Raw genomic sequence first — 14,341 nt, forward strand, 5'->3', positions numbered from 1 at the left:
ATGTTGATTCTGAAAAATGTCACCGCCGTACAACTTCATCCGGCCAGCGTGCGTGAAGGGGTGGATATTGCAATCGACAAAGACGTTATTGTTGAGGTGGGTGACGCCCTGACGCAGCGCTATCCGCAAGCGCAATGGAAAGAGATGCATGGGCGAATAGTGATGCCAGGCCTGGTCTGTGCGCATAACCACTTCTACTCCGGTTTATCGCGCGGGATCCAGGCCAATATCGCCCCCAGCCCGGACTTTATCTCAACGTTGAAAAACCTGTGGTGGCGTCTGGATCGGGCGCTGGACGAAGAGTCGCTCTACTACAGCGGGCTGATTTGCTCACTGGAAGCGATTAAGAGCGGATGCTCTGCGGTTATCGATCACCATGCTTCACCGGGCTACATCCAGGGCTCGCTCTCTACGCTGCGTTCAGCCTTTTTAAAAGTCGGTCTTCGGGCAATGACCTGCTTTGAAACCACCGACCGTAACGAAGGTATCAAAGAGCTACAGGCAGGCGTCGAAGAGAATATTCGCTTCGCCCGTCAGATAGACCATGCGCGAGAGAGCGGTAGCGAGCCGTACCTGGTGGAAGCGCACATTGGCGCGCATGCCCCCTTTACCGTGCCCGATGCCGGTCTGGAGATGCTACGCGAGGCCATCAACGCGACCGGGCGCGGGCTTCACATCCATGCGGCGGAAGACCGCTACGATGTCTCCCACAGTCATCATCTGTACGGTAAAGACCTGCTGGTCAGGTTGGCGGAATATGGGCTCATTGACCGTAAAACGCTGGTCGCACACGGCTTGTACCTGTCTGCGGAAGATATCGCCCTGCTGAATCAGCAAGATGCCTTCCTGGTACACAATGCCCGCTCCAACATGAACAACCATGTGGGCTATAACCACCACCTTACCCATATACGCAATCTGGCGCTGGGGACGGACGGCATCGGCTCCGACATGCTTGAAGAGATGAAATTTGCCTTCTTCAAACATCGCGACGCGGGCGGTCCTCTGTGGCCTGACAGCTTTGCGAAAGCACTGGCGAACGGCAACGAACTGTTGCACCGCAACTTCGGAGAAAAATTTGGCCAACTGGAAGCCGGTTATAAAGCCGATTTAACCCTTCTCGACTATTCGTCGCCGACGCCGCTGATCGCTGAAAACGTTGCCGGGCATATCGCTTTCGGTCTCGGTTCAGGCAGCGTGCACAGCGTGATGGTGAATGGCGTGATGGTGTATGAAGACCGTCAGTTCACTTTCGATACCGATTCCATTTATGCGCAGGCCCGAAAAGCCGCCGCCAACATGTGGCGGCGAATGGATGCGCTGGCATAGCCCATACCCTCTCCTGAACGGGAGAGGGAGTGATGAGGAATGATGATGATTGAACAATTTTTCAGGCCCGACTCCGTTGACCAGGCGCTGGAACTCAAGCGCCGCTATCAGGAGGACGCCGTCTGGTTTGCCGGGGGCAGCAAACTTAACGCCACGCCAACGCGTACCGATAAGCGGATTGCCATTTCATTGCAGGATCTGGAACTGGAGTGGATCGACTGGGACAATGGCGCATTGCGTATCGGGGCGATGACTCGCCTGCAACCGTTGCATGACGCCCGCTATCTCCCGGCGGCACTGCGTGAGGCGATAGGCTTTATCTACTCCCGCCATCTTCGCAACCAGTCGACCCTCGGCGGCGAGATTGCCGCGCAACAGCAAGAGTCCGTGTTACTCCCCGTCCTGCTGGCGCTGGACGCCCAGTTGGTGTGTGGTGATGGCGAAACTCTGTCGCTGGAAAGCTATCTCGCCGATCCACGCGATCGCCTGCTCACCGAAATTATCATTAAAGATCCCTTCCGCCCTTGCGCCACGCGCAAAGTGAGCCGTTCACAGGCCGGATTAACCGTCGTGACAGCGGCGGTCGCGTTGACTGAACACGGTGGCATGTGCATCGCGCTGGACGGCGTGGCGGACAAAGCACTGCGCCTGCGTGACGTGGAAACACAAACGCGAGAAGGTACGGAACTGGAACAGGCGGTCGCAAACGCCCTGTTCCCACAGGATGATATTCGGGGCAGCGCGGCCTATAAGCGCTATATCACCGGCGTGGTTGTCGCCGATCTGTATGCCGACTGTCTGATGGCCGGGGAGGACGTTGTATGATGATTCACTTCACATTGAACGGCGTGGCCCGTGAAATGAAGATTAACCCGGGCGAAAACGTACAGAAGCTGCTGTTTAGCCTCGGCATGCACTCCGTGCGCAACAGTGATGACGGATTCGGTTTCGCCGGTTCGGACGCGATTCTCTACAACGGTCGCATCGTCAATGCCTCATTACTGATTGCCGCGCAGTTGGATCACGCGGAGATTCGCACCAGCGAATCACTCGGTCAATGGAATGCGTTGAGCCTGGTACAACAGGCGATGGTGGATGTCGGCGTCGTGCAGTCCGGTTATAACGATCCGGCGGCCGCATTGATCATCACCGAACTGCTGGAACGAATCGCGAATCCTACCCGTGAAGAGATTGACGATGCGTTGTCCGGCCTGTTCAGTCGTGATGCGGGTTGGCAGCAATATTATCAGGTGATCGAACTGGCGGTGGCGCGTAAAAACGATCCGCAAGCCCGTATGACTGTCGCCCCCACTTTCCGCGACGATCTCGCGGTGATTGGTAAACCCTGGCCAAAAACCGATGCGGCCAAAATGGTCCAGGCCAAACCCTGCTATGTTGAAGACCGTATCACCCCAGACGCCTGCGTAATTAAAATGCTGCGCAGTCCGCACGCCCATGCGTTGATCACTCATCTCGACGTCAGCAAAGCCGAAGCATTGCCTGGCGTGGTTCACGTGATCACCCACCGCAATTGCCCGGACATCTATTATACGCCCGGCGGGCAGAGCGCGCCTGAACCCTCCCCGCTTGACCGCCGCATGTTCGGCAAAAAAATGCGCCATGTCGGCGATCGTGTTGCCGCCGTGGTTGCAGAGAGCGAAGAGATTGCGCTGGCCGCGCTCGAACTCATTGATGTGAAATATGATGTGCTTAAGCCGGTATTGTCGATAGACGAAGCCATGGCAGACGATGCACCCGTCGTACACGATGAACCGGTGGTGTACGTCGCAGGCGCGCCACAGACACTGGAAGAAGATAACCGCCATGCCGCCCAACGTGGCGAGCACATGGTCATCAACTTCCCGATTGGTTCACGCCCGCGGAAAAATATCGCCGCCAGCATTCATGGTCATATCGGCGATATGGAGAAAGGGTTTGCCGAAGCGGATGTGATCATCGAGCGCACTTATCACTCCACACAGGCGCAGCAGTGTCCGGCAGAGCCTCACATCTGTTTTACGCGCATGGACGGCGATCGCCTGATCATTCACGCCTCAACTCAGGTACCGTGGCACCTTCGCCGCCAGGTTGCCCGTCTCGTTGGCATGAAGCAGCACAAAGTCCACGTCATTAAGGAACGCGTCGGCGGCGGCTTTGGTTCTAAACAGGACATCCTGCTGGAAGAAGTCTGCGCATGGGCGACCTGCGTGACCGGACGCCCGGTCTATTTCCGCTATACCCGTGAAGAGGAGTTTATTGCCAATACCTCCCGTCACGTTGCAAAAGTCACGGTCAAACTTGGCGCGAAGAAAGATGGTCGCCTGACGGCGGTCAAAATGGACTTCCGCGCCAATACTGGCCCATATGGCAACCATTCGTTGACCGTGCCGAGCAACGGCCCGGCGCTCTCGTTACCGCTGTACCCCTGCGACAACGTCGATTTCCAGGTCACCACCTACTACAGCAATATCTGTCCGACGGGGGCGTATCAGGGCTATGGCGCACCGAAAGGCACCTTTGCGATGACAATGGCGTTAGCCGAGCTTGCCGAACAACTGCAAATTGACCAACTGGAAATCATCGAACGCAATCGGGTTCACGAAGGACAGGAACTGAAAATTCTCGGCGCGATCGGTGAAGGGAAAGCGCCAACCTCCGTTCCTTCCGCCGCCAGTTGCGCACTGGAAGCGATCCTGCGTCAGGGACGGAAGATGATCGACTGGTCGTCGCCCAAACCACAGGACGGTGACTGGCGTACCGGTCGCGGGGTCGCCATTATTATGCAGAAATCAGGGATCCCGGACATCGATCAGGCGAACTGCATGATCAAACTGGAGTCCGATGGCACTTTCATCGTCCACTCCGGCGGCGCAGATATTGGCACCGGGCTGGATACGGTTGTCACTAAACTGACGGCGGAAGTGCTGCACTGTGCGCCAGAGGAAGTGCATGTCATTTCCGGCGATACTGACCATGCACTCTTCGACAAAGGCGCTTACGCCTCATCCGGCACCTGCTTCTCGGGGAACGCGGCGCGTAAGGCAGCAGAAAACCTGCGTGAGAAAATCCTCTTTCATGGGGCGCAGATGCTGGGTGAACCCGTTGCTGACGTTCAACTGGTAGCACCTGGCGTTGTACGCGGCAAGCAGGGCGAAGTGAGTTACGCTGAGATCGCGCACAAAGCGGAGACGGGAACTGGTTTTGGCACGCTGGTCGCCACGGCCAGTTACATCACCGCAGACTTCGCATTTCCGTATGGGGCGAACTTCGCCGAAGTCGCGGTGAATACCCGAACCGGCGAAATCCGTCTCGACAAGTTCTACGCACTGCTGGACTGTGGCACACCGGTCAACCCGGAACTCGCACTCGGGCAAATCTACGGTGCGTCAATGCGGGCCATTGGCCATAGTCTGAGCGAAGAGATCCTCTATGATGCCGAAGGCCATCCGCTGACCCGCGATCTGCGCAGTTACGGTGCGCCAAAAATTGGCGACATCCCTCGGGATTTTCGTGCCGTTCTGGTGCCAAGCGACGATAAGGTTGGCCCCTTTGGTGCCAAATCGATCTCTGAAATTGGCGTTAACGGCGCGGCACCGGCCATTGCCACCGCTATTCATGATGCCTGTGGCGTATGGTTACGCGAATGGCATTTCACACCGGAGAAAATACTGACCGCGCTGGAAAAAATGTAACAACGTGGGCCGCTCAGGCGGCCCGCTCACATGACTCAATAACGATTAAATGCCGTCTGCGGAAATGAGATAAGCCGTTCTCAGGGCAACCTGCGCCTCAAATTCGCAGAATTTAATTCTGCTGATTCAGATGATCAAATTTACTTATTAAGGAGTGAAGGGATGTCTGATATATCACGTGCAGGCTCAGATCTGATTTACGAACTGGAGGATCGCCCTCCCTTTCATCAGTCTATTATCGGCGCGATCACCCACCTGCTGGCCATCTTTGTCCCCATGGTCACGCCCGCATTAATTGTTGGCACCGCGCTGCAACTCTCAACGGAAACCACCGCCTATCTGGTCTCAATGGCGATGATTGCATCTGGCATCGGCACCTGGCTGCAGGTCAATCGCTATGGCATGGTCGGTTCCGGCTTACTCTCGATTCAGTCGGTCAACTTTTCGTTTGTCACGGTAATGATTGCACTGGGCAGCGGGATGAAAAACGATGGATTCCACGAAGAGTTGATCATGTCATCGCTGCTTGGCGTTTCATTTGTCGGGGCATTTCTGGTGGTGGGATCGTCTTTCATTTTGCCTTACTTGCGCAGGGTCATCACGCCGACCGTCAGCGGCATTGTGGTGCTGATGATTGGCCTGAGCCTGATTAAAGTCGGGATTATCGATTTTGGCGGCGGCTTTGCGGCGAAAAGCAGCGGCACCTACGGAAATTACGAGAATATCGGCGTCGGGTTGCTGGTGCTGATCGTGGTGATCGGTTTTAACTGCTGCCGCAGTCCGTTACTGAGAATGGGCGGCATCGCGATCGGGCTGTGCGTGGGTTATATCGTCTCTTTGTGCCTGGGCATGGTGGATTTCAGCAGTATGCGCAATCTGCCGTGGGTCACCATCCCGACCCCTTTTAAGTACGGTTTCCAGTTCAACTTTCATCACTTTCTGGTGGTGGGGACCATTTATCTGCTCAGCGTGCTGGAAGCCGTCGGCGACATTACCGCGACCGCGATGGTGTCCAGACGCCCCATTCAGGGAGATGAATACCAGTCACGCCTGAAGGGTGGAGTACTGGCCGATGGGCTGGTCTCCGTTATTGCCTCTGCGGTGGGTTCACTGCCATTGACGACCTTTGCGCAAAACAACGGCGTTATCCAGATGACCGGCGTCGCCTCTCGCTATATCGGCCGCACCATCGCCGTCATGCTGGTGCTGCTTGGACTGTTTCCCATGATTGGCGGCTTCTTTACCACTATTCCTTCGGCGGTGCTGGGGGGCGCGATGACGCTAATGTTCTCGATGATCGCAATCGCCGGGATCCGCATCATCATCACGAACGGGCTTAAGCGCCGTGAAACGCTGATTGTTGCCACCTCGTTGGGACTGGGGCTGGGCGTCTCCTATGACCCGGAAATATTCAAAATCCTGCCGGCCTCAATTTATGTGTTGGTGGAAAACCCCATCTGCGCGGGCGGTCTGACCGCCATTCTACTGAATATCATTCTCCCAGGAGGCTACCGGCCTGAAGAAGTGCTGCCGGGCATCGTCTCCCCGGAGGAAACGGATTAACGGTAAAGGAGTTTACGATGTCTGGAGAACACACGTTGAAAGCGGTACGCGGCAGCTTTATTGATGTCATCCGCACCGTTGAAAACCCGGAAGAGATCGCCTCAGCGCTGCGATTTTTGGAAGACGGATTGCTGCTGATTCGCCAGGGAAAAGTCGAATGGTTTGGTGAGTGGGAAGCAGGAAAACAGCGGATCCCTGACGCCATCCGTGTCCGTGACTATCGCGGAAAACTGGTCGTGCCGGGATTCGTTGATACGCATATCCATTACCCCCAGAGTGAAATGGTCGGTGCCTATGGCGAGCAGTTGCTGGAATGGCTGAATAAGCACACCTTCCCGACCGAAAGACGCTATGAGGATCTGGAATACGCACGCGAGATGTCAGCTTTTTTCATCAAGCAACTGTTGCGTAACGGCACCACCAGCGCGCTGGTTTTTGGCACGGTGCATCCGCAGTCCGTGGATGCGCTATTTGAAGCCGCCAGCCATATCAATATGCGCATGATCGCCGGCAAAGTGATGATGGATCGTAACGCGCCGGATTATCTTCTGGACGACGCCGAGAGCAGCTACCTGCAAAGTAAGGCGTTGATTGAGCGCTGGCATAAAAATGGCCGCCTGCTGTATGCCATCACGCCGCGCTTCGCCCCGACCTCGTCACCGCAACAGATGGCGATGGCGCAGCGTCTGCGGGAAGAATATCCCGACACCTGGGTACATACCCATCTCTGTGAAAACAAAGACGAAATTTCCTGGGTTAAAAAACTCTATCCTGAACATGACGGCTATCTGGATGTGTACCACCAGTACGGGCTGACCGGCAAAAATTGCGTCTTCGCCCACTGTGTCCATCTGGAAGAGAAAGAGTGGGATCGCCTGAGCGAAACCCACTCCAGCATCGCCTTTTGTCCGACCTCAAACCTCTACCTCGGTAGCGGTTTGTTCAATCTGCAAAAAGCCTGGAGGAAGAAGATCAACGTCGGTATGGGAACCGATATCGGCGCCGGTACCACCTTCAACATGCTGCAAACGCTGAACGAAGCCTACAAAGTGGTGCAACTACAGGGGTACCGACTCTCGGCATACGAAGCCTTTTACCTGGCGACGCTCGGCGGCGCGAAAGCGCTGGGCCTCGACGATCAGATTGGTAACTTTATGCCGGGCAAAGAGGCGGACTTTGTGGTGCTGGAACCGACAGCGACGCCGCTGCAACAACTGCGCTATGACAACTCAACATCCCTGGTCGACAAATTGTTCGTGATGATGACGCTGGGCGACGATCGCTCAATTTACCGCACTTACGTCGACGGACGTCTGGTGTACGAACGGACCTGACAGAACGCTAACATCCTGCTGAGGACATCATTATGTCTGGAGATATTCTGCAAACCCCCGGCGCGTCGAAACCACGCAGCGCGCTGGATAATTACTTCAAGATTACGGCGCGTGGCAGTACCGTGCGTCAGGAAATACTGGCCGGGTTGACCACCTTTCTGGCGATGGTCTATTCGGTCATAGTCGTGCCCGGAATGCTGGGGAAAGCGGGATTCCCACCCGCCGCCGTCTTTGTCGCCACCTGCCTCGTCGCAGGCTTCGGCTCGCTGTTGATGGGCCTGTGGGCCAACCTGCCGATGGCGATTGGCTGTGCTATTTCGCTGACCGCCTTCACCGCATTCAGCCTGGTGCTGGGACAACACATTTCGATTCCTGTCGCCCTCGGCGCGGTTTTCCTGATGGGGGTCATTTTTACCGCTATCTCGGTCACCGGCGTCCGGACCTGGATCTTACGAAACTTACCCATGGGTATCGCGCATGGCACAGGGATTGGCATCGGGTTGTTCCTGTTGCTGATCGCGGCGAACGGCGTCGGTATGGTGATTAAAAACCCGTTGGAAGGGCTTCCGGTGGCACTCGGCGCATTTACCTCTTTTCCGGTTCTGATGAGTCTGCTGGGTCTGGCGGTCATCTTCGGGCTGGAGAAATGCCGCGTCCCTGGCGGGATCCTGCTGGTGATTATCGCCATCTCGATTATCGGATTGATATTTGACCCTGCCGTTAAATATCACGGCCTGGTCGCCATGCCCAGCCTGAGCGGTGAAGACGGTAAGTCTCTGATTTTCAGTCTTGATATCATGGGCGCCTTACAGCCTGCGGTGCTGCCCAGCGTACTGGCGCTGGTGATGACGGCGGTATTTGATGCCACCGGCACCATTCGCGCCGTCGCCGGACAAGCGAATCTGCTGGATAAAGACAACCAAATCATCAACGGCGGTAAAGCGTTGACCAGCGACTCCATCAGCTCCGTATTCTCCGGTCTGGTGGGCGCAGCGCCGGCCGCCGTCTATATTGAATCCGCTGCGGGAACCGCCGCCGGTGGAAAAACAGGACTGACCGCCGCCATCGTCGGCTGTTTGTTCTTGCTTATCCTGTTCTTATCGCCTCTCTCTTACCTGATACCCGGCTATGCGACGGCGCCTGCGCTGATGTACGTCGGCTTACTGATGCTCAGTAATGTCTCAAAACTGGATTTCAATGACTTCATCGATGCGATGGCTGGTCTGGTCTGCGCGGTCTTTATCGTCCTGACCTGCAATATCGTCACCGGCATTATGCTCGGTTTCGTGACGCTGGTTGTCGGTCGCGTTTTTGCCCGGGAATGGCAGAAGCTGAACATCGGTACCGTCATCATTACCGTCGCGCTGGTGGCGTTTTACGCCGGCGGATGGGCTATTTAAGCGAGGCTCCGCGCCAACGCGCGCGGAGCTGTTCTATCGGCCTCGCCATTCAGGAGAAAACGCATGAGCGCCATAGATTCCCAACTTCCCTCACCGTCGGGGCAGGGCCGCGCCACCGATGAGGTCGACCGTATATTATCGCCTGGCAAGCTGGTCGTCCTCGGTCTGCAACATGTGCTGGTCATGTACGCGGGCGCGGTCGCTGTACCGCTGATGATTGGCGACAGACTCGGCCTCAGCAAAGAAGCTATTGCGCTGTTAATCAGCTCGGATCTCTTCTGCTGCGGGATCGTGACCCTGCTGCAATGTATTGGCATCGGTCGCTTTATGGGGATTCGCCTGCCCGTGATTATGTCGGTGACGTTTGCCGCGGTGACGCCGATGATTGCGATTGGCATCAATCCGGATATCGGTCTGTTGGGCATTTTTGGCTCAACCATTGCCGCTGGCGCGATCACCACACTCTTAGCGCCGCTTGTCGGTCGCCTGATGCCCTTATTTCCACCGCTGGTAACGGGCGTGGTGATCACCTCGATTGGTCTGAGCATTATTCAGGTGGGCGTTGACTGGGCTGCAGGCGGAAAAGGTAATCCTGAGTATGGGAATCCGGTCTATTTAGGGATTTCATTTGCGGTCTTAATCTTTATTTTATTAATCACCCGATTTGCCAAAGGCTTCATGTCCAACGTCGCGGTCCTGCTGGGGATCATCTTTGGCTTTGCGTTGTCATGGATGATGAATGAAGTGAATTTGTCAGGCCTGCACGATGCCTCGTGGTTCGCGATTGTCACACCGATGGCCTTCGGCACCCCTGTCTTTGATCCGGTGTCGATTCTGACCATGACGGCTGTGTTAATCATTGTGTTTATTGAATCGATGGGGATGTTCCTGGCGCTCGGCGAAATCGTCGGTCGCAAACTCTCATCGCAGGATATCATTCGCGGCCTGCGCGTGGATGGCGTCGGGACAATGATTGGCGGACTGTTTAACAGCTTTCCCCACACCTCATTTTCCCAAAACGTTGGCCTGGTCAGCGTCACGCGCGTGCACAGTCGATGGGTCTGCATCGCTTCCGGCGTCATCTTAATTTTGTTTGGCATGGTGCCGAAAATGGCGGTTCTGGTCGCCTCCATTCCGCAGTTCGTCCTCGGCGGCGCGGGTCTGGTGATGTTTGGTATGGTACTGGCAACCGGGATCCGCATTCTCTCGCGCTGCAATTACAACACGAACCGTTACAACCTCTACATTGTGGCCATCAGCCTGGGCGTCGGCATGACGCCGACGTTATCGCATGACTTTTTCTCTCGCCTGCCTGCCGTTCTCCAGCCGTTACTGCACAGCGGAATTATGCTTGCCACCTTCAGCGCTGTCGTACTGAATCTGTTTTTCAATGGCTACCACCACCATACCGGGCTGGTGCAGGAATCCGTCTCGGATAAAAACCTGAAGGTCAGAACGGTTCGAATGTGGTTACTGATGCGTAAGCTGAAAAAAAATCAGCAGGATGAATAGTATGAATCTCTTTTGGCGCTGCCTGATTACCTTGCTGTTGCTCATGCTGATGTCGATACCCGCCATTTCTGACGGCATTGCGCTGGGTATCGAAAGTCGCTTCCGGTTTATGCTGCTGTTTTTCTAAAATCACGCCCCGCTCCCGACATCCGTACCGCAAGATGCGGATGTCACATTCCTGTGTTAAACGCTCCCGGCGTTAATCATTTCATCGTGAGATCTCATATACTGGTGTGCGCTTGAGATTGACAGTGAGACATTATGCGACAGGAACACGTCATTTTACTGGATGCACAGGACACCCCTTCCGGCACGCTGGAAAAATATACCGCCCACACCGTTAACACACCATTGCATCTCGCCTTCTCCTCCTGGCTGTTCAATACAGAGGGACAGCTTTTGGTGACTCGCCGTTCGCTGGAAAAAAAAGCGTGGCCAGGCGTCTGGACTAACTCGGTCTGCGGCCACCCTCAACAAGGTGAAAGTCACGAAGAGGCTGTTATCCGCCGCTGTCGTTATGAGCTGGGCGTAGAGATTGCCAGTCTGACTCCCGTCTACCCGGCATTTCGCTATCGCGCGACCGATCCCAGTGGGATCGTCGAGAATGGGGTCTGCCCGGTCTATGCAGCACGGGTGACCAGTGAACTGCAGGTCAATCGCGATGAAGTGATGGATTATCAGTGGAGCGATCTGGAGGCGGTTTTACGCGGAATTGACGCGACGCCGTGGGCTTTCAGCCCGTGGATGGTGATGCAGGCGTCAAACGATACGGCGCGAGCGTTACTCCTTAACTTTAGCCGTCAGAAATAAAAAACCCCGGCATGGCAGCCGGGGTTTTTTATTAGCCGTCGCCGTGAAGCTTATTTGACCGGACGCATCGCCGGGAACAGGATCACATCACGGATGGTGTGGCTGTTGGTGAACAGCATCACCATACGGTCGATACCAATACCCAGACCCGCGGTCGGCGGCAGACCGTGCTCCAGCGCGGTGACGTAGTCTTCGTCGAAGAACATCGCTTCGTCGTCGCCCGCCGCTTTCGCGTCAACCTGATCCTGGAAGCGCTGCGCCTGATCTTCCGCATCGTTCAGCTCGCTAAAGCCGTTACCGATCTCACGACCGCCGATGAAGAACTCAAAGCGATCGGTGATTTCCGGGTTCTCGTCATTACGACGCGCCAGCGGAGACACTTCTGCCGGGTATTCGGTAATGAACGTCGGCTGAATCAGATGCGCTTCGGCCACTTCTTCGAAAATTTCCGTCACGATACGGCCCAGACCCCAGCTCTTCTCGACCTTGATACCGAGAGATTCAGCGATCGCTTTGGCGGAGTCGAAGTTATCCAGTTCAGCCATTTCCGTTTCCGGACGGTATTTCTTGATAGCCTCGCGCATAGTCAGTTTTTCGAACGGTTTGCCGAAGTCGAACACTTCATCGCCGTAAGGCACTTCCGTTTTACCCAACACGTCCTGCGCCAGCGTACGGAACAGAGACTCGGTCAGTTCGATCAGATCTTTATAGTCCGCATAGGCCATGTAGAGTTCCATCATGGTGAACTCTGGGTTATGACGCACGGAGATCCCTTCGTTACGGAAGTTACGGTTGATTTCGAATACGCGCTCGAAGCCGCCAACCACCAGACGCTTCAGGTACAGTTCCGGCGCAATACGCAGGTACATGTCCAGATCCAGCGCATTGTGATGGGTGATAAACGGACGCGCAGACGCGCCGCCTGGGATCACCTGCATCATCGGGGTCTCAACTTCCATAAAGCCGCGACCGACCATGAACTGGCGGATGCCTGCCAGGATCTGAGAACGCACTTTAAAGGTGTTGCGGGATTCATCGTTAGAGATGAGATCCAGATAGCGCTGACGATAACGCGCTTCCTGATCCTGCAAACCGTGGAATTTATCCGGCAGCGGACGCAGCGCTTTGGTCAACAGACGCAATTCGGTGCAATGGATAGACAGTTCGCCGGTTTTGGTTTTGAACAGCTTTCCTTTGGCGCCGAGGATGTCGCCGAGATCCCATTTTTTGAACTGCTCGTTGTAAACACCTTCCGGCAGATCGTCACGGGCAACGTACAGCTGAATGCGGCCACCCACGTCCTGCAACGTCACAAAGGACGCTTTCCCCATGATACGACGGGTCATCATGCGGCCTGCAACGGACACCTCGATGTTCAGCGCTTCCAGCTCTTCGTTCTCTTTCGCATCGAAGTCAGTATGCAGTTGGTCTGAGGTGTGATCGCGACGGAAATCGTTCGGGAAGGCGATACCCTGCTCACGCAGGCCAGCCAGTTTCTCACGACGCGTTTTCAGTTCGTTATTAAGATCGGCTACCGCGTCAGCGCCCTGTGCGTGTTGTTCAGACATGTTGGTTCCTCATAACCCTGCTTTCAAACTTGCTTCGATAAATTGATCCAGGCTGCCATCCAGCACCGCCTGCGTGTTGCGGGTTTCAACCCCGGTACGCAAGTCTTTAATGCGGGAGTCATCAAGGACGTAAGAACGGATCTGGCTTCCCCAGCCGATGTCGGATTTAGTGTCTTCCATCGCCTGCTTCTCAGCGTTTTTCTTCTGCATTTCCAGTTCATAAAGCTTCGCTTTCATCTGCTTCATGGCCTGGTCTTTGTTCTTGTGCTGGGAGCGGTCGTTCTGGCACTGCGTCACAATCCCGGTCGGGATGTGGGTAATACGCACCGCGGATTCCGTACGGTTAACGTGCTGACCGCCCGCACCGGATGCGCGATACACGTCGATACGCAGGTCCGCCGGGTTGATTTCGATATCAATATCGTCATCCACTTCCGGGTAAACGAACGCGGAGCTAAACGAGGTATGGCGACGACCACCGGAGTCGAACGGGCTCTTACGCACCAGACGGTGAACGCCGGTTTCCGTACGCAGCCAGCCGTAGGCATATTCGCCAGAAATCTTAATGGTCACGGACTTGATCCCGGCCACTTCCCCTTCTGACTCTTCAATAATTTCGGTCTTGAAGCCGCGTGCTTCTGCCCAGCGCAAATACATACGCTCCAGCATGCTTGCCCAGTCCTGCGCTTCAGTACCGCCGGAACCGGCCTGGATATCGAGGTAGCAATCGGCGCTGTCATATTCGCCGGAGAACATACGGCGGAACTCCAGTTGCGCTAGTTTTTCGTCAAGCGTATCGAGTTCAGCAACGGCTTCGTTAAAGGTTTCTTCGTCGTCGGCTTCTACAGCCAGATCCAGCAGGCCGGAAACATCTTCCAGACCCTGAGACATTTGGTCGAGGGTGTCGACAATCGCTTCAAGCGAGGAACGTTCCTTACCCAGCGCCTGTGCGCGTTCGGGTTCGTTCCAGACGTCAGGCTGTTCCAGCTCGGCGTTTACTTCTTCCAGACGCTCTTTCTTGGCATCATAGTCAAAGATACCCCCTAAGAACGTCAGAGCGCTCCGTGAGGTCCTGAATGCGGTTTTTTACCGGATTAATTTCAAACATGGTCTGATTTCTTTTATTGGACTTG

At 55.5% G+C, this 14,341-nt stretch carries 11 protein-coding genes; 9 read left to right on the forward strand and 2 right to left on the reverse strand.

Translation table 11 applies throughout. From position 1 onward, the window contains the following. The 9 genes from ssnA (at position 1) to idi (ending at position 11,640) form a co-directional block, all read left to right on the forward strand. Positions 1 to 1,329, forward strand: a complete 1,329-nt coding sequence (gene ssnA, locus HVX64_RS19125) for a putative aminohydrolase SsnA (RefSeq protein WP_044254038.1) — start codon at positions 1 to 3, stop codon at positions 1,327 to 1,329. Between the two features lie 45 nt (positions 1,330 to 1,374). Then, a complete protein-coding gene (ygfM, locus tag HVX64_RS19130; RefSeq protein WP_042999377.1) occupies positions 1,375 to 2,154 on the forward strand; it encodes a molybdopterin-dependent oxidoreductase FAD-binding subunit in 780 nt (259 codons plus the stop codon). Beyond that, positions 2,151 to 5,021, forward strand: a complete 2,871-nt coding sequence (locus HVX64_RS19135; RefSeq protein ID WP_044254034.1) for a molybdopterin-dependent oxidoreductase Mo/Fe-S-binding subunit — start codon at positions 2,151 to 2,153, stop codon at positions 5,019 to 5,021. The genes ygfM and HVX64_RS19135 overlap by 4 nt, the downstream gene beginning before the upstream one ends. Before the next feature lie 162 nt (positions 5,022 to 5,183). Continuing rightward, positions 5,184 to 6,584 carry an NCS2 family protein gene (locus HVX64_RS19140; protein ID WP_042999375.1) on the forward strand — a complete coding sequence of 467 codons (1,401 nt, stop codon included), beginning with the start codon at positions 5,184 to 5,186 and terminating at the stop codon, positions 6,582 to 6,584. A gap of 17 nt (positions 6,585 to 6,601) precedes the next feature. Beyond that, positions 6,602 to 7,918, forward strand: coding sequence for a guanine deaminase (gene guaD / locus HVX64_RS19145; RefSeq protein ID WP_044254031.1), 1,317 nt, complete (start codon positions 6,602 to 6,604; stop codon positions 7,916 to 7,918). A 32-nt stretch (positions 7,919 to 7,950) separates the two neighbouring features. Continuing rightward, positions 7,951 to 9,318: a guanine/hypoxanthine transporter GhxQ gene (gene ghxQ / locus HVX64_RS19150; RefSeq protein ID WP_042999373.1), complete on the forward strand. Its 1,368-nt coding sequence runs from the start codon at positions 7,951 to 7,953 to the stop codon at positions 9,316 to 9,318. A gap of 63 nt (positions 9,319 to 9,381) precedes the next feature. Continuing rightward, positions 9,382 to 10,830: a nucleobase:cation symporter-2 family protein gene (locus HVX64_RS19155; RefSeq protein WP_044254026.1), complete on the forward strand. Its 1,449-nt coding sequence runs from the start codon at positions 9,382 to 9,384 to the stop codon at positions 10,828 to 10,830. Position 10,831: 1 nt separating this feature from the next. Further along, complete coding sequence (locus tag HVX64_RS24180) at positions 10,832 to 10,957, forward strand: hypothetical protein (protein WP_099433739.1); 126 nt, start codon at positions 10,832 to 10,834, stop codon at positions 10,955 to 10,957. 134 nt (positions 10,958 to 11,091) lie between these two features. Further along, on the forward strand, positions 11,092 to 11,640 hold the full coding sequence (idi, locus tag HVX64_RS19160; protein ID WP_181825115.1) for an isopentenyl-diphosphate Delta-isomerase: 549 nt from the start codon (positions 11,092 to 11,094) through the stop codon (positions 11,638 to 11,640). Between the two features lie 50 nt (positions 11,641 to 11,690). Here idi and lysS read toward each other — a convergent pair whose 3' ends face one another. After that, positions 11,691 to 13,208, reverse strand: coding sequence for a lysine--tRNA ligase (gene lysS, locus HVX64_RS19165; protein WP_044254020.1), 1,518 nt, complete (start codon positions 13,206 to 13,208; stop codon positions 11,691 to 11,693). A gap of 9 nt (positions 13,209 to 13,217) precedes the next feature. Then, a protein-coding gene (gene prfB / locus HVX64_RS19170; protein WP_099433741.1) for a peptide chain release factor 2 occupies positions 13,218 to 14,316 on the reverse strand; the annotation gives its coding sequence in 2 pieces (ribosomal slippage) (positions 13,218 to 14,240 and positions 14,242 to 14,316; 1,098 coding nt in all). Between the last annotated feature and the right edge of the window lie 25 nt (positions 14,317 to 14,341).

This window comes from Citrobacter sp. RHB20-C16 (assembly GCF_013890155.1).
GTDB classification, from domain to species: domain Bacteria; phylum Pseudomonadota; class Gammaproteobacteria; order Enterobacterales; family Enterobacteriaceae; genus Citrobacter_A; species Citrobacter_A amalonaticus.

Coding starts and splice junctions, on each gene's coding strand:
- idi (WP_181825115.1), top strand. CDS start 11,092: ATGCGACAGGAACACGTCATTTTACTGGATGCACAGGACACCCCTTCC.
- guaD (WP_044254031.1), top strand. CDS start 6,602: ATGTCTGGAGAACACACGTTGAAAGCGGTACGCGGCAGCTTTATTGAT.
- lysS (WP_044254020.1), bottom strand. CDS start 13,208: ATGTCTGAACAACACGCACAGGGCGCTGACGCGGTAGCCGATCTTAAT.
- ygfM (WP_042999377.1), top strand. CDS start 1,375: ATGATTGAACAATTTTTCAGGCCCGACTCCGTTGACCAGGCGCTGGAA.
- HVX64_RS24180 (WP_099433739.1), top strand. CDS start 10,832: ATGAATCTCTTTTGGCGCTGCCTGATTACCTTGCTGTTGCTCATGCTG.
- HVX64_RS19140 (WP_042999375.1), top strand. CDS start 5,184: ATGTCTGATATATCACGTGCAGGCTCAGATCTGATTTACGAACTGGAG.
- HVX64_RS19155 (WP_044254026.1), top strand. CDS start 9,382: ATGAGCGCCATAGATTCCCAACTTCCCTCACCGTCGGGGCAGGGCCGC.
- ssnA (WP_044254038.1), top strand. CDS start 1: ATGTTGATTCTGAAAAATGTCACCGCCGTACAACTTCATCCGGCCAGC.
- HVX64_RS19135 (WP_044254034.1), top strand. CDS start 2,151: ATGATGATTCACTTCACATTGAACGGCGTGGCCCGTGAAATGAAGATT.
- ghxQ (WP_042999373.1), top strand. CDS start 7,951: ATGTCTGGAGATATTCTGCAAACCCCCGGCGCGTCGAAACCACGCAGC.